The organism is Actibacterium sp. EMB200-NS6, assembly GCF_001305615.1.
In the GTDB taxonomy this organism is placed as follows: domain Bacteria; phylum Pseudomonadota; class Alphaproteobacteria; order Rhodobacterales; family Rhodobacteraceae; genus Actibacterium_A; species Actibacterium_A naphthalenivorans.
Genome location: NZ_CP010869.1, coordinates 1,423,156 through 1,442,229 on the forward strand (window position 1 = coordinate 1,423,156; position 19,074 = coordinate 1,442,229).

The following is a 19,074-nucleotide window of genomic DNA, read 5'->3' on the forward strand; positions in this document are numbered from 1 at the left end:
TGCAAATAGGACCGACCAGACCAATTTATCCCGCCTTTGCAGGACGTTGGGTCCAGCGCGGGTTGCGCCAGTCGATGCCTTCCAGAAGGTAGCCCAGCTGGGCCGCGGAGATCTGCACCGCCTCGCCACTTCCGCTCGCCGGCCAGATGAACTTCCCGGCCTCGAGGCGCTTTGTATAGAGCGACATGCCGACCCCGTCGTGCCAGAGCAGTTTGACCAGGTCGCCTTTGCGCCCGCGAAAGCAGAAAATCTCCCCCGCATGCGGATCGCGCCCGAGACCCTGCTGCACCGTCAGCGCCAAGGTGTTCATGCCGCGCCGCATGTCCGTCACACCGCCCGCAATCCAGACCTTCACGCCCGCCGGAAACGCGATCATGCGCGCTCCACGAGCTGGATAAGCCGGACCAACGCCTCCGAGGCCAGCTCGGCCGGCACGACAAGCCGACGGCCATTTCGTAGCGCGATCTCGACTTGGGCATCTCGCGCAGGCTCAAACGGATCAACCGGACCTGGCCGCGAGACTGGGCTGTCCTGCGTTACGCTGACCGGCGAAAAGGCTGCAGATCGGGATGCGCCAAGTTCGCCGTTCCGGTACTCACGGCGCCAGATCGTCAGCAACGAGCGGCAAACGCCATGCCGCCGTGCCGTGGCAGCACATTGCCGATGGCCGACAAAGCTCTCCTCGACAATCCGGAGCTTGTCCTCGTCCGACCAGTGCCGGCGGCGGCCACCGTCAGCGGCGGCAAGAACTTCGATCTGCGGGCGGTTATTGAAGTCGGACATAACGTCGGACTTATCATCGGATCGTAGCCGCGATCAGGAGCCGGAAACGGAGACAAAATTTGGTCTTCCCCAATGCCGGCCGAAACTCAATCCCGCACGAAGCGGGGAGTGTGTCGTCTCAGTCGGAACAGGAATCAAACTTCGATATCGATACCGGTCTGAAGCAAGGCCGCGACTTCGGACTGGATGGGCGTCATCAGATAGACATCGACCTCCGGGGTCTCGATGCCGACAACCAGCGCATAGCGGGCCTTGCTGTTCGCTCGCCCCAGGGCTCGCCTTTCGCGCCACCAGCCCGAGATCGGGTAGACATAGAGGAGATCGCGCTCCACGAGCTCGACGGCGCTGCCCTCCCAGATATCCATGTGAATGGAGCCGGCTGAGATCGACTTCGGCCCGAAGAACCAGCCGTCGTTGTCTTCGTTGATCGGGCGAGGGTCGTTTTCGCCACGGTCATCCTTGTTCACCCGGCGCAGGAAATTCCCGTCGGTTTCGCGTGCCCGCTTGAGGTCGAAGCGCAGCCCAAAAGACTGATATCGGGCAGGATCGATCGCGCTTGCAAAGCTTGGGTTCGGCTCGACAAAATACGAAAGCGTCACCTTGAGGCGCACAGGCTGGTCGCCCAAATCTTCAAGGACTTGTCGGGGCCAGGGCAAGCGATAGACATGAGCATCCGAGAAGCGCACGCTGCCATTCTCGACCCGGAACGGTTGGATATAATGCTCGGCAACCAACGCAAGATCATCGCGGGCCGAAGCAAGGGCGCGCCGAAGATCCGGTACGCCGTATCCGTATTTTCTCGCGAGCGCTTTTCTGTCCGACTTTGACGCGGTCGCGTTGAATTCCGCAAGCATATGCGGCGTCCACCGGGCGCTGTGCACGGTCAGGGCGCGGATGGTTTCAGGCCAATACTCCGGGTGCTCAGCCATGATCCGCGTCGTAAGCCGTGCCGCTTGCGCTGTCGCTGCACTGGTTGCCCAGAACGGTGTCACCGGATGCGGAGCGACCGATTTCGCTGTGGTGAGCACCGAGAGGGAAGGGAGGCCCGACAGTGCTTCGAGCCCCGATCTGCTCAGCGCGCGGTTTCCAGCTTCAAAGACGATCTCCGGCTTGATCGGCGACTGCCCCGCGCGCCAAAGCGCGCTCGTCCGACTGTAGGGGCTGCGGTCCCCGGGAGGTGATCATCCGCGCCAGTCTCGGTAACCGGCTTCTGCGATTTCTGATTTCAGAGTTGTGCCGCCGACTGTCAGGACATTCAATGCCTGTGCAGGATCTTCTCCCGGAAACGCGTCGCCATCGGCGATGTCCTGGGCGCGCGAGCTGTCCGCGATGTTGCAGATTGCCTGGACGAAAAGGCGCCGAATATGGTCCGGGCCCTCCTCGATTGCGTCCACACCCGCCGAGATCTGGTCGAGAGCAGAGCTCCAGGCCGTCGGCTCCGCTCCCGACCGGTTTTCATTCGTTACGGCCATGCAAAAGACCCTCGGCCGCTCGGCAGCCGATATCTCCGGAAGCGAGCTGGCGGAGGTTGTGATCGCACCATAGGAGCCGGGATCATTCTGCTCGAAGCCGTCCGGCGGAAGGATTTTGACGGACTCGAGGCGATGTGCAAGCATTGGACGCGACGCATCTCCCAACGGCATTGTCAGGTCGCCGTGGAGCGCCAGCCCGGCCATTCCGGATCCATGCCCGCTGGGACTATCATCATCCACACCCCAATCTGCATGCACAGCGTGCATGTCACCCGGAGCCAGGGCAGGTTCAATCAGCGGATGGCCGCGGTTCACACCCGTATCAAGGAGGCAAACCGCGGGCACGTCGCGGCCTGGCCAGGTGATCCTTTCGGCCAGATCATCCACGAACGCGTTCGCCATCTCCTCGAGTTCATCCGTGAACACCGTCGGCGTATCGCTCGCTCGCCGGATTTCGGAAATGCCTCCCGTTGAAAACAGCAGCATCTCGATCGCTGCTCTGCGCCCATGCACCGGAAGAACCACGACTTCGGGGAAGTGCAGCCAGCTGTCTTCACCCCCGACGGTCAGGCCGAGCCGCTGAGCGCTGGTCTCGACACGTTCGAGGCGGTCGGCAAAACACCATAAGGCCCACCACATTTCCGCCTGCGGATCATCGGGCAGAGCCAGAGGATCGTCGCGCCAGAACGTTCGCAAGCGCGCGGCGCGGATATGCTCGACAGGCTCGACGCGGGACTTCTTCGGGGCCTCGGCACCTTCGTCAACTTCCGTAAAGGCGTAATCCCGGAAAACCGCCTCAAAGACATCTCTGGTCTCGTCGGGGACGAAGAGGGCGATGCGACGCGCACCGGTTTCGGAAAGTGTGACAGCGCCCTGGCGTGTCCCCTCGCGTTTCTTCTCCAGCGTGGTCGGTCCCACAGAGGGTGCGAGCTCCACCTCAAGGTAGACGCCGTCGGATGGTGGAGCTCCCTCTGGTGTCCCCAAATCCGCTCGTCCGAGATCAGAAGCCTCGAAGGCGGCTTCCAGTTTGCCGACAATGCGCTGGCCATGTTCCTCGCGGATGCGCTGGAGCGGCCGTTGTCGGGCGTTACTGCCTGGGGACTTGTAGTCACGGGTTGTCGAAAGACCGCTCAGGTCGATATGTCGGTGCTCGTACTCAGCCAATGTGTCCCTGTTCTTCAGAGAACACCGTTCTCATGGCCTGGCGTTTGCGAAGTTCGCGCGTCAGATCGGCGGTGGAAATCTGATTTCGTTCTGAAAGGATCGCCGCTTTCACGGCCTCTTCTGCCGCATGGACAATCTCCGCCTGACTGAGGCAGGTGGCCGCGGCAACAATGGTTTTCCAATTGATCTTGGGATATTTCATCGGCGACAGATGTGCCTTGATAATGGCGCGCACTTCATCTGCTGATGGCATCTCGAACTGCAGAACTTCATCGAAGCGTCGTAATAGCGCGCGGTCGAGAAGAGAGGGATGGTTCGTGGCGGCCACCAGAACACTGTCGGTCGCAGAGGGCTCTTCCATGAACTGCAGGAAGCTGTTCAGTACCCGCCGCATTTCTGCGACATCATTCGTCGCCAACCTGTTGCTGCCCACGGCATCGAATTCATCAAAGAGATAAACACCTCTGCGCTTCTGCGCTTCGTCGAAAACAAGACGCAGTTTGGCGGCCGTTTCTCCCATAAAGCGCGTGATCAGGGTTTCGAGACGGATCACGAACAGAGGCAGATGGAGTTCGCCCGCGAGTGCCTCGGCGGTCATCGTCTTCCCCGATCCGGGAGGTCCGGCAAAGAGGAGGCGACGGCTCGGTGTCTTTCCATGTGCCCGGAGCCAATCCCGACGCTGTTGCTGAAGCACAACCGCTTCGAGATGACCTTTCACGTCTGCATTCAGCACCACATCGGCAAGATGGATCTGCGGGTCCCGCAGATCGAGAAGGCTGTCGAGGTCTCCACGCGGCCGAGAAAAGGCGATCGGGACAGACGCCCGCGTCCCGCGCTGTGAACGTGCGGCATCCACTGCCGCGCGGATATCCTCTGCGGTCGCACGGTGTCCTTGGCGGGCCTCGCCAGCCGCAACCTGAAGCGCGATGGAGAAGAACTGTTCTTCATCGCCTTCCGCCTGGCTTCTGAGCATCGCCAGTATCTGCTTCGCATTCGACACTGCGCCGCCCCAGTCATCTATCTTTTCGTCGAATCCTAATTGACTCTCGCGGTTTTGGAAAGCTCAGCGTGATCAAAACAAGCCGCACATGGGCGTATTTGTTCTGCCCGCAGGTGCGCGTTGCGGGGCTTTTCCCGGCGGATTGCCCTGTATTCACATCATTCGAGCGCTGTGACTTGGCCTCCCTAACCACTGTCGCACCACCGCCCATCAAGCGGTCAGGCCGCATGACCGTCATGCCGTGTGCAGACGTCGGAGGGTCATGGAGCGGCTCCAGTTCCAACTTCACCATGTCCCCATCATCCCATCAAGGCACGTGCCATGGGTTGGTTCCGTCTCCGGCCTGTAACGCGGTTCCTCTGTTGATGCCGCGGCAGGGTGGGCACGGCAAAACATCTGCAAGGGGGGATCCGGCGCCTGTCAGATGCAAGACACCACCCCCGCTTCCATTCGCTAACCTTGGTCTGATCCGTCTCTTTGACAATTAACCCATGAAGGGTCGGCTTACGCATGCGTGCCGCCCTCGGGACTTCGGAGCCAGTCCGAACGCCCGAGGGTGAGTGCAGATCCGGTCAGACACGTCGGCTGGCTTGCCATCGTGCTGGACGGAGGCGATCCCTATGCCTGATATTATCGAAACCACCGTCTATCGCCTCAACGAGTTGTCCGGGGACGCGAAGGACAAGGCCCGCGCCTGGTATCGTGAGGGCGACTTCGACCATGACTGGTACGATGCCGTCTATGAGGATTTCCAGCGTATTGCCGAAATCCTAGGGCTGAACCTCAAGACCCGAACCGTCCGGTTAAGGGGCGGCGGCACACGGCAGGAACCCTGCATCTGGTTCCGGGGCTTCTGGAGCCAGGGGGACGGCGCGTGCTTCGAAACCTTCTATGCCTACCGCAAGGACACGCCGCGGCGGATCAGGGAATACGCGCCGCAGGATACCGAGGTGCACCGCATCGCCGATGCCCTGCAGGCGGTCCAGCGGCGCAATTTCTACCAGCTTCGCGCCGAAGCCACCCATCGCGGCCATTATTACCATGAGTATTGCATGGCGATCTCGGTAGAGCGTGACAGTCCGAGTTGGCAGGACTTGACCGCCGACGCCGAGGAGGTGGTTATCGAGGCGTTGCGCGATCTGGCTCGCTGGCTCTATCGCCAGCTCGAGCGCGAGTTTGGCTATCTGTCGTCGGCCGACGTCGTCGATGAGACCATCATCGCCAACGGCTACACCTTCACCGAGGCCGGACGCAGGTTCGGTTGATCAGGTGGGTTCAGAGGTCCTTCTGCAACTGCGCATAGATGGCCTCGATCCGGCCTGTCTCCTCTTCGGTCAAAGCCCCAAACTCCCTGGCTCTGGCCCGTTCGGACAGCCTCCCGTCATTCTGGTGCAGAAAGCGGAAGAGCAGGTCGAGGGTTCGGTCGGGCATATCGATCAGGCCCGAGACGCGGGACTTGAACCCGTCATAGACGCGCAGGAACCGGGTCTCTGCTGGAAGGTCGCTGTCGATGGTCTGTGCCACGCAGGCGAAGAGGAATTCGGCATGGGGCGTGGCATCGAAGAAGCGGTAGAAATCGCCGGTGTCGTTCAGCACCTCGACGTTTCCGCGATCGGTTGGGCGCCAGCTGACATGGGGCAGCAGTCGACGCGAATAGCTCTCGAGCACCTGCCGATAGGCCTCGATCCGTTCGAGGATCACCGCCGACACCGGGAAGACCAGCCCGGGCGGATTGAAGCCGCGTGCAGCAAGCACGTGGTGGATCAGGTAGCGATGAAGGCGCCCATTGCCGTCCTCGAACGGGTGGATATAGACGAAGCCGAAGGCGAGGCCGGCAGCCGCCAGAACAGGGTCGAGCCCCGGGGCGACGTCGCGGTCGAACGCTTCGAGCCCGGCGATCAGCGCAGGCAGGTCTTCATGCCGGGCGCTGACGTGATCGGGCAGGGGGGCGCCGGTCGTGCGGTCATGCTCGCCAATGAAGCCGCCCTCCTGCCGCAGGCCCAGATGGACGAAGCGGGCATCGCCGATGACGATGCGTTGCAGGCGTTCGAGTTCTGCCCGGTCGATTGGATGCCGTCCGGCTTCGCCGATGATCTGGCCCCAGCGCCGGATGCGATCCTGGGGCGGGTTCTCGCCTTCGATCTGGAAACTCGACCGTGAATCCTTGAGCAGCAGGAAGGCCGCAGTGCGCGCGAGCAGATCGGCGGGCACCTCGGCCAGCACCGCGCGGGCCTCGGCTGCCAGATCGCGGGCGATGAAGGCCTCGATTGCCGGAGTGCGGAAGATCATCGGGCAGAAATCCGGGGTGCCGGGCAGGTTGTTGCGGACCCGGTGGCGCGGCGAGGGGGCGCCCTCTGCATCCCATTGGAGCTTGGCATCGACCACGGGCGCGTAATTTCCGCGCGTTGCGTCGGGCAGATCCAATTCTGCGCCGAGGAGCCACTCATAGAGGAACCAGATCCTGCGCGCGTAGCTGCCCGTCGGGGCGGCCTCGACAATGGCCTGGATCGGCTCCGGGCCGGTTGCCTTGAACAGCCGCTTGAGAACTGCCAGATCCAGCCCCTCGTAACGCAGCGCGAAGGTCAGATGGCCGATGAGGCTCGCCTCGGGTTCATGGCGGGGCGTGTAGAGGCGCCAGCCGTCGGCCGCGTAGACCTTGTGACGTGGGCCGATGGCGGAAAGTGTCCGGGGCAGGGGCGCTGCGAGCGCGTAGGCATCGATCAGCGCAGCATAGCCCGCAGGTGTGGCCTTCTCGGGAAGCCAGCGTTCGTGAAAAACAGTTACGGCACCTGAAAATGGATTCCTTCGCGCGTGCTCCATGAATTTCAGTTCTCGGCTCCGATGATTGATTTCAAATCGATGTATCTCATGAATATCGATTACAATCAATGATATTCTGCGAAATCGGATGGCGGGCGCGCTGTCGCCCTCGAGCGGGCGGGGCGATGGGGCCTGTGGTGCAGAGGCAGAGAGGTGCAGGGACGGGGTGAGTCCGGGTGGTCGAGAGAGAGCGCCGTCCGGGTCTTCTCGTTCCTGCTCTCCGAGGTTCCCCGATATGAACATTTCGTCTCCCGTGACAGATCCGGTCACGCCGCTCGGCGCCGCACCCGCGATCCTGGCCGCCGCCAATCTCCTCCTTCCCCATCTCGAACGCGGCCAGCGCGTCGATACCGCGGCCCTGCGAAGCGCCATGGAGACCGCTTTCGGCGCGTCCGATGCCAACGGCGCCTGGGACTGGAAGCTCGCCTATGAGGCCTGCGAGGTCGCCACGGTGCTGTTCCTGCGCAAATACGGAAAGGCGCTGTTCCGCAAAGCCGCCTCTCCGGCGTCCCGGCTCGGTCCTCTGGCGAAGATCGCGGGGTTACTACCGACGCAGACCCGCCGCTCCGAAGAAAGTCAGAGCTTCCAGCAGTTCAGCACGCCTCTGCCACTCGGCCTTGCCGCGTTGGCGGCGGCCGCGATCACGCCGGACGATGTGGTACTGGAGCCCTCGGCCGGCACCGGCCTGATGGCGATCCTGGCACAGGCTGCCGGCGGCTCGCTGATCCTCAACGAGCTTGCCGAGACCCGCGCAGATCTTCTCTCGTCCCTCTTTCCGGCCTTTCCCGTCACCCGGTTCGACGCCACCCAGATCGACGACTATCTGACCACGGACGCCATGCCGTCCGTGGTTCTGATGAACCCACCTTTCTCGGTCATGGCCAATGTCGAGGGACGGATGGCGGATGCTGCATATCGTCATGTCGTCTCGGCGCTGGCCCGTCTCACCCCCGGTGGACGGCTGGTCACGATCACCGGCGCGAATTTCGGACCGGAAGCCAAGGCTTGGCGCGACGCCTTCATACGCCTGCAGGACCGCGGCCGCGTGGTCTTCACCGCGGCCATCGATGGCGCGGTCTTTGCGAAGCATGGCACCAGCATCGACACGCGGCTGACAGTGATCGACAAGTTGCCTGCCGACGATCCGTCGGTCTTCCAGGCCTCGCCGGGGATCGCACCCGACGTCGCCACGCTGCTCGGCTGGATCGAAAGCCAGCTTCCGCCGCGCTTGCCGGTCTCGCAGCTGAAGGTCGTTTCTCCTGTTCGGACGGCCGCCCCGAAGACCGTGCGCGGTTCTCTCGCCCGCGCTGCCTCTTCTCGGCCGGCTGTTGCTCCTGCTTTCGATCCCGAGGGTGTGGAACTGACCTATGAGACCGTGGACTGGACGCCGCCCGAGGGCGCGCGCCTGTCGGACGCGATCTATGAGGAATATGCGCTGCAATCGCTGCGCATTCCCGGTGCCGAGCCGCATCCGACCAGGCTGGTGCAATCGGCGGCCATGGCCTCGGTTGCACCGCCAAAACCGTCCTACCGGCCGATGTTGCCCGCCGACATCCGTACTCGGCTCTCCAACGCCCAGCTTGAAACGGTGATCTATGCGGGGGAAGCTCATGCCGATCATCTCGCCGGTGTCTGGACCGTGGTCGCCTATTCTCCGCACCCCGGAGTAGAGTGGCAGCTTTCATGGCAGGAGACCAGTAAGCGCTCCCTTGATAGGGCGTTCGGCGAAGTGATCCGCAAGCTTGAAGGCTCGGTCGAAGAATTGAAGGCTCTCATGGACGCGGCCGATGACGAGGCTGCCCGGAAGAAAAGGGAACAGGAGCTTCAATGGGAGCGGTGGCGGAGGGAAGAGGATAAGCGCAGTGAGGCGAAGGCCCGCTCCGAGAGCCTTCAACAGCTTTCGGATATCATGGCGGATTGGACCAAGGCGCTCTCCGTCGAGATGTTCTTCGTCGAGGCCGAAAAGCGTATGCAGATGGTGGACGGAGAGCGGCGCGTGCATCTGGAGTCCCGGCTGCGTTTGGCGCGTTCGATGCTGGGCGATCTCGATCCGCTATCATTCATCGAGCAGTGGGTTTCGCCAGAGGAACGCTACCAGCGAAAGTTCATGGATGAATAGGGTGCCAATAGGATGGACGGCATATCGCTAACTTGCCTCTATCTCAGCATTCAGCGGCTATGAAAGTTGATGTCTGTACTTGGCAAAACCTAGGGTGATGCGCGGGTCCTTTCGATGAGATTGACGTACTGGCGCATCACGTGTTGCCGATCGCGAACTGCATTCCACGCCAGTTTGCATATTTGTCGCCTGTTTCCCGGATGTGCGTATAGCGTTTCAGGCTAACCCAAGACCTGTGTCCGCTGACGGCCGCGACATGGGGAATGTTCCAACCCATCTCGAACAGCCGAGAAATGCCTTCGTGGCGCAGATCGTGGAAGTGCAGATCTTCGATCCCGAGCAGCTTGCAAGCGCGGGTGAAGTTGGCCGTGATTGCGTCCGGTGAGTAGGGGAAGATCTCAGCTTTATGCTCGGGCATGCTGTCGATGATCCGAATGGCCTCGTCGGGTAGATCGACCCAGGTATCGTTTCCGCGCTTTTCGCCGGGATGCTTCATGTCACGGACCAGAATGCGCTTGTGCTCCTTCTGGAAGTCATCCCAGGTGAGGCGGGTGATCTCTGCCTGGCGGCGCGTCGAGAAGAGAGCGAAAATGATCACCTTGTGCATGGGCATGGCCTGAGGTGTTCTCTGGCGCCGATCAATGAAATGGGTCAGCAGCCGGTCGAGTTCATCGAGGGTGGGCCTGCGGTTCCGCTGCGCGGAACGGGAGATGATCCCCATGCGGCGCGCGACGGTGATCGCGTCTCTCATCTCCCGGTCATCCAGCCGGAAGTCCCACATCGGTCGAGCTATCGCGAATATGGAGGCGAGATGGCTCGCGTAGTTCCCGACTGTTTGCGGTTGTCCGGGCAGAGACTGAAGGAACTCGATGATATCCTTCGACTTGATGGTGGAGCAGGGCAGATCGGCGATCGGGTAGGTGGCGATGGTCCTGAGGACCTGCGCCTTTGTGCGACCGATGTCCTGCACCGTTTCTTCGGTGTAGCGCTCGATCGCTTTCGAGAGCGGAGGGTCAGATACGTTCAGCTCCTCCAAGGCACCAGGTTTTGCTAGCTCTTTCTCGCGCTTCTTTATCCAGGCGGTTGCGGCAGGGCGTCTGTCAAAGGTCTTCGTCTCATGATAGGAGGTTCCTTCTCGCGTCACTCGCACGCGCGCAAGGTAGCTACTGCTGCCATCCTTTCGTTTGCGTGTACTGATCGAGCCCATGATGACCTCCTGACTTGGTACATGGGAATCTTGTTTGGTACATTGTGCCAAGTCCAGCGTCGAAATCGGCGTATTTGGTACAGAACGGGCTGGAACGAGACGAAGGCGAGGAGAGCATAAGTGGATGATAATAATATAAAAAAAGACTTGTCAACGGCCTCCCGCCTGTCCGTTGCACCCATGATGGACTGGACAGACAATTCGAAAAGTCTGTGATTTTTCAATTTTCTAAGGTCGTGTTGTAACCCGTGTTGTACATCATGTTGTAAGTCCGTCCCGGTCGTGCGCACAAAAAAGTAGGCAGAAAATCTGATAGGCCATCGTCGAGCGGCCCCGTTTTCGAATTTAATTTCAGAGGGTTGGGGTCGGTCTGGAAAGTTTTTGCCCAGTTTTTCACCGACGAAGCTTTGGCCAGCTGGATTGGACGGATCGAGGTGGTCACAAAACCCCTCGGCGGGTTGCTCCCAGCGGGTGCTCTGAGCCACAAGACGAGCCTTCTCTGAAGAGCCAAAGATGATGCTGTCCCGTGGAGTGGTGTAGCTGGCGCTGATCGTCACCGTGATGCTCGGCGCGGGCCTGCTTGATCAGGATGCCGCGGCGGGCAGGCTGATGACGGCATCATCGCCCATCGGTGCGATGGTTTCCAGCGTCATGTATCTGGCGCGCTGGACGGCCCATTCGTCATTCTGTTCCAGCAGCAAGGCCCCGACCAGGCGGATGATGGCCTCGTCGTTGGGGAAGATGCCGACGACATCCGTGCGACGCTTGATCTCGCCGTTCAGACGCTCGATCGGGTTCGTCGAGTGTAGCTTGGCCCTGTGCTCCTTGGGGAAGGACATGTAGGCCAGCACGTCGTGCTCGGCGTCATCCATCAGCGTGGCCAGCTTCGGCACTTTGGGCCGGATCTGATCGGCCACGGTGCGCCACTGGGTACTGGCGGCCTCGGCGGTGTCTTGGGCGAAGGCTGTGGCGATGAAGGCAGACACGACCCGCCGCCCGCTTTTCCCGGCATGGGCAAGGGCGTTGCGCTGGAAGTGAACCCGGCACCGCTGCCAGGTGGCGCAGAGAACCTTCGAGACGGCAGCCTTGATGCCCTCGTGCGCATCGCTGATGACCAGCTTCACGCCCCGAAGGCCGCGGCGGGTCAGCTTACGCAGGAACTCGGTCCAGATCGGCTCGGCCTCGGAAGTGCCGATGTCCAAACCCAAAACCTCGCGCCTGCCATCGGTGTTAACCCCGATGGCGATGATGACGGCGACCGACACGATCCGCCCGCCGCGCCGGACCTTGAGGTAGGTGGCGTCAATCCAGAGGTAGGGCCAGTCGTCTTCGATCGGCCGGTTCAGAAAGGCCTTCACCTTTCCGTCAATCTCTTCGCAGAGCCGCGAGACCTGGCTCTTGCTGATCCCCGACATGCCCATCGCCTTGACGAGGTCATCGACGGACCGCGTCGAGATGCCTTGAACATAGGCCTCCTGGATCACCGCCGTCAGGGCCTTCTCGGCCATGCGCCGCGGTTCGAGAAAACCCGGAAAGTAGCTGCCTTTCCGCAGCTTCGGGATCCGCAGCTCGACCGTCCCGGCACGCGTCTCCCAGTCACGGTCGCGATACCCGTTGCGCTGCGCACGCCGCGTGGGGTCCTTCTCGCCATAGGCCGCGCCCGTCACAGCGCCTACCTCCAGCTCCATCAGCCGCTCGGCGGCAAAGCCGATCATCTCGCGCAGCAGATCAGCGTCGGGGGCCTTCTCCACGAGGTCGCGGAAATTCATCATGTCGGTGGTCATCGGTGGTCATCGGTGGTCCTCTTGGTCTTGGGGTGGCGTTAGCAACCAGACCCTAACCGAACATCGCCGGTGACCACCTCAGCCAGAACCTACACCACGCCCCGGGACAGCATCCCAAAGATCACTACTTGAAGGCGTCCCGCTCGTACAGCGCGACCTCGCGACGCTTGTCGAGATAGGTGGCGAGATCCGAGAGGTGGACGCCCTTCGCGCTTTTCTGACTGCGCTCCGATCGCACCAGCGGCAGATCGATTTCGCCGGAACTGACCTTCCTGAGGAACTTGGGCAAGGTCAGATGGGAAAAGTAGTCTTTGCAGACCGCATCGACCGGTACGACCGCGCGGCCATCATACTGAGCCATAAGGAGAAAAAGCGTGTTCATCGGTCAGTCTCGGTGGTTTCTCTGCTCCGCATCCTGACCTCAACCAAGTTGTCCATCAATGCGAGCGGGGGGCGGCGTTTGGCGGGATCAGGGTCCTTGATCGTGCAAAGGGCGGCAAGCGGCGGCGAAAAGTGGCGAACAAATGGGACAGAATGCGATCAAATCGGCGGACTTCCTGCGGACGTTCACCCGGTTTCAGAGAGCAAGAGGCGGGCAGGGGAGCCGTGACGGGTTAGTGGCTGGAGGAGAGGCCTCCGGCGCCCGTCGCGGGAGAAAACCCATGAATACCGAGATTATCGATGCCGGGCGTGACATGAGCGGCGGCTACAAGGTGGATGTGTCGCGCGGCACGAACGTGGACCGTGTGTCGTCCGAGTGGTTCTCGCGGCCGGATGACGAGCGGTATCTGTCGCTCGACGATCTTTTCGCATCGGTCAAGGGCCGGGTGGAGCGGAGCCGGACGCGCACTGTGGAGAGTGCGGCGATCCGGGTCGAGGCGCATCGCGACAACCCGGAGAAGCTGGGCCTTGTCCTGCCGGGCACCGATGAACCCATCGCGCCGACGCATTGGTCCTTCGGCCAGCTCTCGAGCCTCGTCGGTGCGCCCGCGGCCTATCTGCGGCAACTTCCCGCGCCGCTGGCCGGGATCAACCTGCAATACGGGCTGACCAACCACCGGGCCGAGCAGATCAAGACCATGGAGGTCGCAAACGGCCGCACCGAACTGCGCGCCGTGACCGGCCCCGACTATGGCCGCATCTACGACCACGAACTGGTCTCCGCCGTCCAGCGCATCGCGGGCAACGGCACGGGCGACACGCGCTGGAAGGTGCCGGGCGTACTCGACTGGTCGACCGGCATGTACAACCCGCGCGTGGACGTGACGAAGGACACGACGACGCTCTACGCCTCCGACCGCGACGTGTTCCTGTTCCTCGTCGATGACCTGAATCCCATCGAGGCGGGGCTGCTGCCCGATGGCTCGCCCGACCTCTATTTCCGAGGGTTCTACTGCTGGAATTCCGAAGTGGGGGCCAAAACGTTGGGCATCGCCAGCTTCTACCTGCGCGCGGTCTGCCAGAACCGCAACCTCTGGGGCGTCGAGGACTTCCAGGAGATCACGATCCGGCATTCTAAACACGCCGCCTCCCGTTTCGCGCATGAGGCCGCCCCGGCGCTCAGCCGCTTCGCCGAGTCCTCGCCCGCACCTTTCATCGACGGCATCCGCGCGGCGCGCGAGAAGATCGTCGCGCGGTCCGACGAGGACCGTCAGGACTTCCTGCGCAAACGCGGGTTCTCGAAGGCGGAGACGGGGCGGATCGTCGAGACGGTGCTGACCGAGGAAGGCCGCCCGCCCGAGAGCGTGTTCGATTTTGTGCAAGGGATCACGGCGGTCGCGCGGTCGAAGCCGCAGCAGGATGCGCGACTTGTGATGGAGGGGAAGGCGAAGGTGTTGTTGGAGAAGGTCGTTTAAGAACATTCGGGTGGCGGCTTTCGAACAGCGTCGCCGCCCGTTAAGGACACGATAGATCGCCGCCTTGCACGAAAGCCTCAATCTCGCCAAGTTGTTGATGAAGGTAAGTTTGAATTGCGACCGCGTCACCGCAGGCCTCTTTGGTCAATGTAAGGCGTTCGGTCGAAATAGGGGCCAGTTCACTCGGGAGAGCTAGTTGTCTTACATTATTGCGCATGTGGCATTCGATAAGTCAGGGAAGACCTATCCAGTTAATTGCCTCCGAACCGACATCGAAGTTGGAGACGAGGTTGTCGTGAAAATGAACAATCGCCCGCTTAAATGGGCGCGAGTTGATGATATCAACTACCTAAACTGGGATTGCCAAAATACTATCGAATGCCTCGCGAGCGAAGCCAAGTTTACTGCAGAAGGAATAGCTCTTCCACCTGGAGAATCCCTGAGCATTAAGGGTTTAGCACGCCCATACGAACTAGCCGTCCAGCTATTCAAGATGGGATGGCTACCCCGCAGAGCCGCCAGTAAGATGTACCGAAAAGCCTATTCTGCTGTAAACCAAACACAAACTGCCCTCATCTTGATTCGAAAAAATGGCATTGATGTTCAGATAATTGATGGTTTCCCTTCTGAAGAGGTGAAGCCGAATTCCGTGTTATCGATCAGCCGTACGGACGGTCCGTTTATTGGACAACCGTTTCATGGGAGCCGCCATAACATCTTAAAGCGCACTGCTTCATTTGCAGAAGCTTTCTTACGCGACGCCACGGGTCTAGAAGAGATGATAACTCCCTTGAAGACAACAAAAGTCCTGCCATCGCCGCCCCCTCGAACCCGCTCAGGAGAAGACGATCTCTATTCTGCCCTTGGTGGTTCAGGGGAGCCAATCTACTTGTCGGATGGTGTATGGCTAACATCGGGTGGAGGCGCACACGACTGGGGAAGGTAGCACTTGGCGCGCACATTCAACACATCAGAACATTAACACGACGGAGTCTATCCATGGCAATCATTACGAAATCAGACAAACTTGAAACGACCGGCGAGTTTAACCAGACAAAGATGGTGTCTGAGCAATATGTCTTGCTTCGCATTATCCACGAAACGAACAGCTACACGTTGATGACGGCCACGGCAAAGGAAGACGACGGCTCTTACATTGCATTTCCTGACCTAAACAAATTGGTTGCCGCCGCAGAAAATGTGCTGGGTCGAGGTGAGCGTTGCACCGACAATTGGGGTCGCCCGTATTTCATCTGCAAAGAAATTGATCACCCGAGAGGGATCCGGGATCTCGCTAATAGGATCGCTGAGTTACTCGATCTTCCCCCAGTCAATGCACCTTGGGCTGACGAAGAAATGCGAGATATATATGACGAATTCTCAGTTAGCGAAGACGGTGAGCCTGCTTATCTTTCGGATGGCGTTTACGTTAGCTCGCGTGGCCGACTGGAGGACTAGTACTGACCAATCTAGCAGAGATGTCCAGCCGACAGGTTTTTCCCCAATGCGCCTAGAGTAAGAGGGGTGCCGGGTTTTCCGTGACGGGTTTGGAGGTCGGGAGAGAGGCTCCCGGCTGGCCCGTCGCGGAGATATCCCGATGACCAAGCAACAGAAAATCACCCTCAGCGCCTCGCGCGACATTCCCTTCAACAGGCTGATGCTCAGCCAGTCGAACGTGCGCCACGTCAAGGCGGGCGTGTCGATCGAGGAACTGGCCGAGGACATCGCACGGCGGACGCTGCTCAGTTCCATCACCGTGCGGCCCGTGCTGGACGACAACGGTGCCGAGACCGGCATGTTCACGATCCCCGCCGGCGGGCGGCGGTTCAGGGCGCTGGAACTGCTGGTGAAGCAAAAACGCATGAACAAGACCGCGCTGGTGCCCTGCATCGTGCGCACGGACGGGCTCGCCGAGGAGGACAGCCTGGCCGAGAACGTCCAGCGGGCACCCCTGCACCCGCTCGACCAGTTCCGCGCCTTCCAGGCGATGCGCGAGAAGGGCCGCACCGAGGAAGAGATCGCCGCGGCCTTCTTCGTCTCGGCCAGCGTGGTCAAGCAGCGGCTGAAGCTTGCCGCCGTGGCACCCTCGCTGCTCGACACCTATGCCGAGGAGGAGATGACGCTCGACCAGCTCATGGCCTTCACGGTCAACCCCGATCATGCGCGGCAGGAGCAGGTCTGGGAGGCCCTGCAGCGGCACTATTCCCGGCAGCCCTACGAAATCCGCCGCATGCTGACCGAGGGTGCGGTGCGCGCCTCGGACAAGCGGGCGCAGTTCGTCGGGCTCGACGATTACGTCGAGGCAGGGGGCGAGATCCTGCGCGACCTGTTCCAACAGGACGACGGCGGATGGCTGCAGGATGCCGCCCTGCTCGACGTCATGGTGCGCGAGAAGCTCGCCGAGGAGGCCGAGGCGGCCCGCGCTGAGGGCTGGAAATGGGTCGAAGTCGATACCGAATTCCCCTATGGCCACAGTTTCGGGATGCGCCGGGTCCATGGCGAGGCGGTGCCCATGAGCGACGAGGAGGAGGCCCGCTACCAGGCGCTGAAGGCCGAGTACGATGCGCTCGAGGCCGAGCACGCAGAAGCCGACGAGTTGCCCGACGACATCGATACCCGGTTGGGCGAGATCGAGGAGGCGATGGAGGCACTCGAGGCGCGTCCGATCCAGTACGAGGCCGACGATCTCGCTCTGGCCGGGGCCTTCGTCAGCATCGACAGCTCCGGGCGACTGCGGGTCGAGCGCGGCTACGTGCGGCCCGAGGATGAACCGGTCGAGGAGGTGGAGGACACCGGCGAGGTCGCACCGCACGCGGCACCGGACGAGGATATCGATGACACCGTCGCGTCTACCATGGACGAGGAGGAAGAGGACGACGGCCTCAAGCCGCTTTCCGACCGCCTCGTCATGGAACTGACGGCCCATCGGACCCTGGCACTGCGCAATGCGCTGGCCCAGGACCCGCAGGTCGCCTTCCTCGCGGCCCTGCACGCGATGGTCCTGCGGCTCTTCTACCGCTACGCCGTCGACAGCTGCGTCGAGATCGAACCACGCAACGCCGCCTTCGGATCGCAGGTGCCGGGCCTCGGCGACACGGCCTATGCGCAGGCCATCGAGCAGCGCCACGAGACCTGGGCGCGGAACCTGCCGAAGGCATCCGAGGACCTCTGGGATGTGCTCACCGAGTTCGACAGCTGCAGCCGCGAGGCGCTTTTCGCCCATTGCGTCGCGATGAGCGTGAATGCCGTCCACGATCCCTACCAGCGCCGGCCGCGCGCCATCGCGCATGCGGATGTGCTGGCCGGAACCGTCGGGCTCGACATGGCCAAGGCGGGCTGGACGGTGACAGGCGACAGCTACCTTGGCCGCGTGACCAAGGCGCGCATCATCGAGGCCGTATCCGAGGCGAAGGGTGAGGACGCCGCTGACCGCATCGCGGGGCTGAAGAAGGCCGAGATGGTGACCGCCGCCGAGGACCTGCTCGTGGGCACGGGCTGGCTGCCCGACCCGCTGCGCACGCCGCTGCTGCCGGAAGAGGACGCGCCTGAGATCGAATTGATCGACGACGCCGACACCGGCGAAGCGCAATCGGCGGAAGACGGCGGCGAACCGGCTATCGGAGATTCCGACCCCTCGGGAGAAGATGATCCCGTCGCCGGTGACGCCTTTGTCCGGACCGCCGCTGAGTGACCTTCGAGCAGCACGGGACCTTCCACCTAGGTTCCTAACACAGGGGTCCGTCAGTCATGGCGGGCCCCTGATTTCGTCCAAGCCTGATGGAGGTCGACATGACAAGCTCCGCCGCCGATCTCTCGCGCCAGCTTGCCGAAAATGCCGAGGCGGTGTGCCGGCATTATCTCTCGAACGGACGGAAGCAGGGCCATTACTGGCTGGTTGGTGATGTTCAGAACACCACTGGGCGGTCCATGTTCGTTCGCTTGTCCGGGCCAGCCACCGGCACCCGTGCTGCCGGAAAATGGACAGATGCGGCCACGGGGCAGCATGGCGACTTGCTCGATGTCATCCGCGAAACCTGCGGCTTGGTCGACTTCAAGGACGTTGCCGTTGAGGCCCGACGTTTCTTGAGCCTGCCTTTGCCCGACCCGGATCGACAGCATTCTCCACGGTCACAGACACCGGCTGCCACAGGATCTCAGGAAGCGGCGCGGCGTCTGTTCGCAATGGGTGCGCCGATCCGCGAAACTCCAGTGGAAACCTATCTCCGCGGGCGTGGCATCGGAGCGATTGACCAAACGCCAGGCCTGCGGTTCCATCCCGCCTGCTACTACCGGCCGGAGGGCGGCGGGCCAGTTGCGCGGCTTCCGGCCATGCTCGCTGCCATCACCGATCTTGAAGGCCGGCAGACCGGGACCCACCGCACCTGGCTACGCCCGGACGGGAGCGCAAAGGCAGATGTCGACACGCCGCGGCGCGCGATGGGCGCCTTGCTCGGAAACGGAGTGCGGTTCGGCGCGCCCGGTGACGTGCTCGTCGCGGGTGAGGGGATCGAGACGGCTCTTTCCGTGCGCTCGGCCTTGCCAGACATGCCGGCCCTCGCGGCTCTGTCATCGGGGCACCTGGCCGCCATCCAGTTTCCCGCTGGCTTGCGGCGGCTCTACGTGTTGCGCGACCGTGATCCCGCAGGCGCGGCGGCGAGGGATCGACTTGAGGCACGCGCAGCCGAGGCCGGAATCGAAGCTCTGACCCTCACGCCGCGATTGGCCGACTTCAACGATGATCTCCGGCGCTATGGTCTGGTAGCCTTGCAATCGCGGCTGCGGCTTCAACTGCACGCCGAGGACGCCGCGCGGTTCGTGCCGGTGTGACAGGTCGGCAATCTCTCTGGCGCTGGACGGCTCACGGCGTCG

At 62.0% G+C, this 19,074-nt stretch carries 14 protein-coding genes and 2 pseudogenes; 7 read left to right on the forward strand and 9 right to left on the reverse strand.

What is annotated here, in order from left to right:
• Positions 1-25 precede the first annotated feature (25 nt).
• The 4 genes and pseudogenes from tnpB to TQ29_RS07005 form a co-directional block, all read right to left on the reverse strand.
• Entirely contained in the window at positions 26-376 is a 351-nt protein-coding gene (gene tnpB / locus TQ29_RS06990) for an IS66 family insertion sequence element accessory protein TnpB (protein ID WP_054538576.1), read from the reverse strand.
• The gene (locus tag TQ29_RS06995; RefSeq protein WP_054538577.1) at positions 373-783 is read right to left on the reverse strand and encodes a transposase; all 411 of its coding nucleotides are present in this window, start codon (positions 781-783) and stop codon (positions 373-375) included. The genes tnpB and TQ29_RS06995 overlap by 4 nt, the downstream gene beginning before the upstream one ends.
• A 134-nt stretch (positions 784-917) precedes the next feature.
• Positions 918-2,894 (reverse strand): annotated as a pseudogene (locus TQ29_RS21280) (S8 family peptidase).
• A gap of 517 nt (positions 2,895-3,411) precedes the next feature.
• Positions 3,412-4,419, reverse strand: a complete 1,008-nt coding sequence (locus TQ29_RS07005; protein WP_054538578.1) for an AAA family ATPase — start codon at positions 4,417-4,419, stop codon at positions 3,412-3,414.
• Positions 4,420-5,039: 620 nt separating this feature from the next.
• Between TQ29_RS07005 and TQ29_RS07010 the strand changes: the two genes are divergently transcribed.
• Positions 5,040-5,684 (forward strand): hypothetical protein, encoded by a 645-nt coding sequence (locus tag TQ29_RS07010; protein WP_054538579.1) that lies wholly within the window; start codon positions 5,040-5,042, stop codon positions 5,682-5,684.
• A 10-nt stretch (positions 5,685-5,694) separates the two neighbouring features.
• On the opposite strand, the gene TQ29_RS07015 is transcribed toward TQ29_RS07010, so the two are convergent.
• Positions 5,695-7,308, reverse strand: coding sequence for a Fic family protein (locus TQ29_RS07015; RefSeq protein ID WP_235974389.1), 1,614 nt, complete (start codon positions 7,306-7,308; stop codon positions 5,695-5,697).
• A 166-nt stretch (positions 7,309-7,474) separates the two neighbouring features.
• On the opposite strand from TQ29_RS07015, the pseudogene TQ29_RS07020 reads away from it, so the two are divergent.
• Positions 7,475-8,885: pseudogene (locus TQ29_RS07020) on the forward strand (strawberry notch-like NTP hydrolase domain-containing protein); the annotation flags it as partial.
• A 609-nt stretch (positions 8,886-9,494) separates the two neighbouring features.
• On the opposite strand, the gene TQ29_RS07025 reads toward TQ29_RS07020, so the two are convergent.
• The 4 genes from TQ29_RS07025 to TQ29_RS07035 all read right to left on the reverse strand — a co-directional run bounded on the left by TQ29_RS07025 (position 9,495) and on the right by TQ29_RS07035 (position 12,731).
• Complete coding sequence (locus tag TQ29_RS07025; protein WP_054538580.1) at positions 9,495-10,565, reverse strand: site-specific integrase; 1,071 nt, start codon at positions 10,563-10,565, stop codon at positions 9,495-9,497.
• A 220-nt stretch (positions 10,566-10,785) separates the two neighbouring features.
• Entirely contained in the window at positions 10,786-11,007 is a 222-nt protein-coding gene (locus tag TQ29_RS20880; protein WP_162231816.1) for a hypothetical protein, read from the reverse strand.
• A 142-nt stretch (positions 11,008-11,149) separates the two neighbouring features.
• Positions 11,150-12,349: an IS256 family transposase gene (locus tag TQ29_RS07030; RefSeq protein WP_054538581.1), complete on the reverse strand. Its 1,200-nt coding sequence runs from the start codon at positions 12,347-12,349 to the stop codon at positions 11,150-11,152.
• 124 nt (positions 12,350-12,473) lie between these two features.
• Complete coding sequence (locus TQ29_RS07035) at positions 12,474-12,731, reverse strand: pyocin activator PrtN family protein (RefSeq protein WP_054538582.1); 258 nt, start codon at positions 12,729-12,731, stop codon at positions 12,474-12,476.
• 280 nt (positions 12,732-13,011) lie between these two features.
• Between TQ29_RS07035 and TQ29_RS07040 the strand changes: the two genes are divergently transcribed.
• The 5 genes from TQ29_RS07040 to TQ29_RS07055 all read left to right on the forward strand — a co-directional run bounded on the left by TQ29_RS07040 (position 13,012) and on the right by TQ29_RS07055 (position 19,032).
• Positions 13,012-14,205 carry a hypothetical protein gene (locus TQ29_RS07040; protein ID WP_054538583.1) on the forward strand — a complete coding sequence of 398 codons (1,194 nt, stop codon included), beginning with the start codon at positions 13,012-13,014 and terminating at the stop codon, positions 14,203-14,205.
• A gap of 196 nt (positions 14,206-14,401) precedes the next feature.
• Positions 14,402-15,151, forward strand: coding sequence for a hypothetical protein (locus TQ29_RS20630; RefSeq protein ID WP_157445538.1), 750 nt, complete (start codon positions 14,402-14,404; stop codon positions 15,149-15,151).
• 53 nt (positions 15,152-15,204) lie between these two features.
• Positions 15,205-15,663 carry a hypothetical protein gene (locus tag TQ29_RS07045; protein ID WP_054538584.1) on the forward strand — a complete coding sequence of 153 codons (459 nt, stop codon included), beginning with the start codon at positions 15,205-15,207 and terminating at the stop codon, positions 15,661-15,663.
• 139 nt (positions 15,664-15,802) lie between these two features.
• Positions 15,803-17,896 carry a ParB N-terminal domain-containing protein gene (locus TQ29_RS07050; protein WP_054538585.1) on the forward strand — a complete coding sequence of 698 codons (2,094 nt, stop codon included), beginning with the start codon at positions 15,803-15,805 and terminating at the stop codon, positions 17,894-17,896.
• 98 nt (positions 17,897-17,994) lie between these two features.
• Positions 17,995-19,032: a toprim domain-containing protein gene (locus TQ29_RS07055; protein WP_054540356.1), complete on the forward strand. Its 1,038-nt coding sequence runs from the start codon at positions 17,995-17,997 to the stop codon at positions 19,030-19,032.
• Positions 19,033-19,074: the final 42 nt, after the last annotated feature.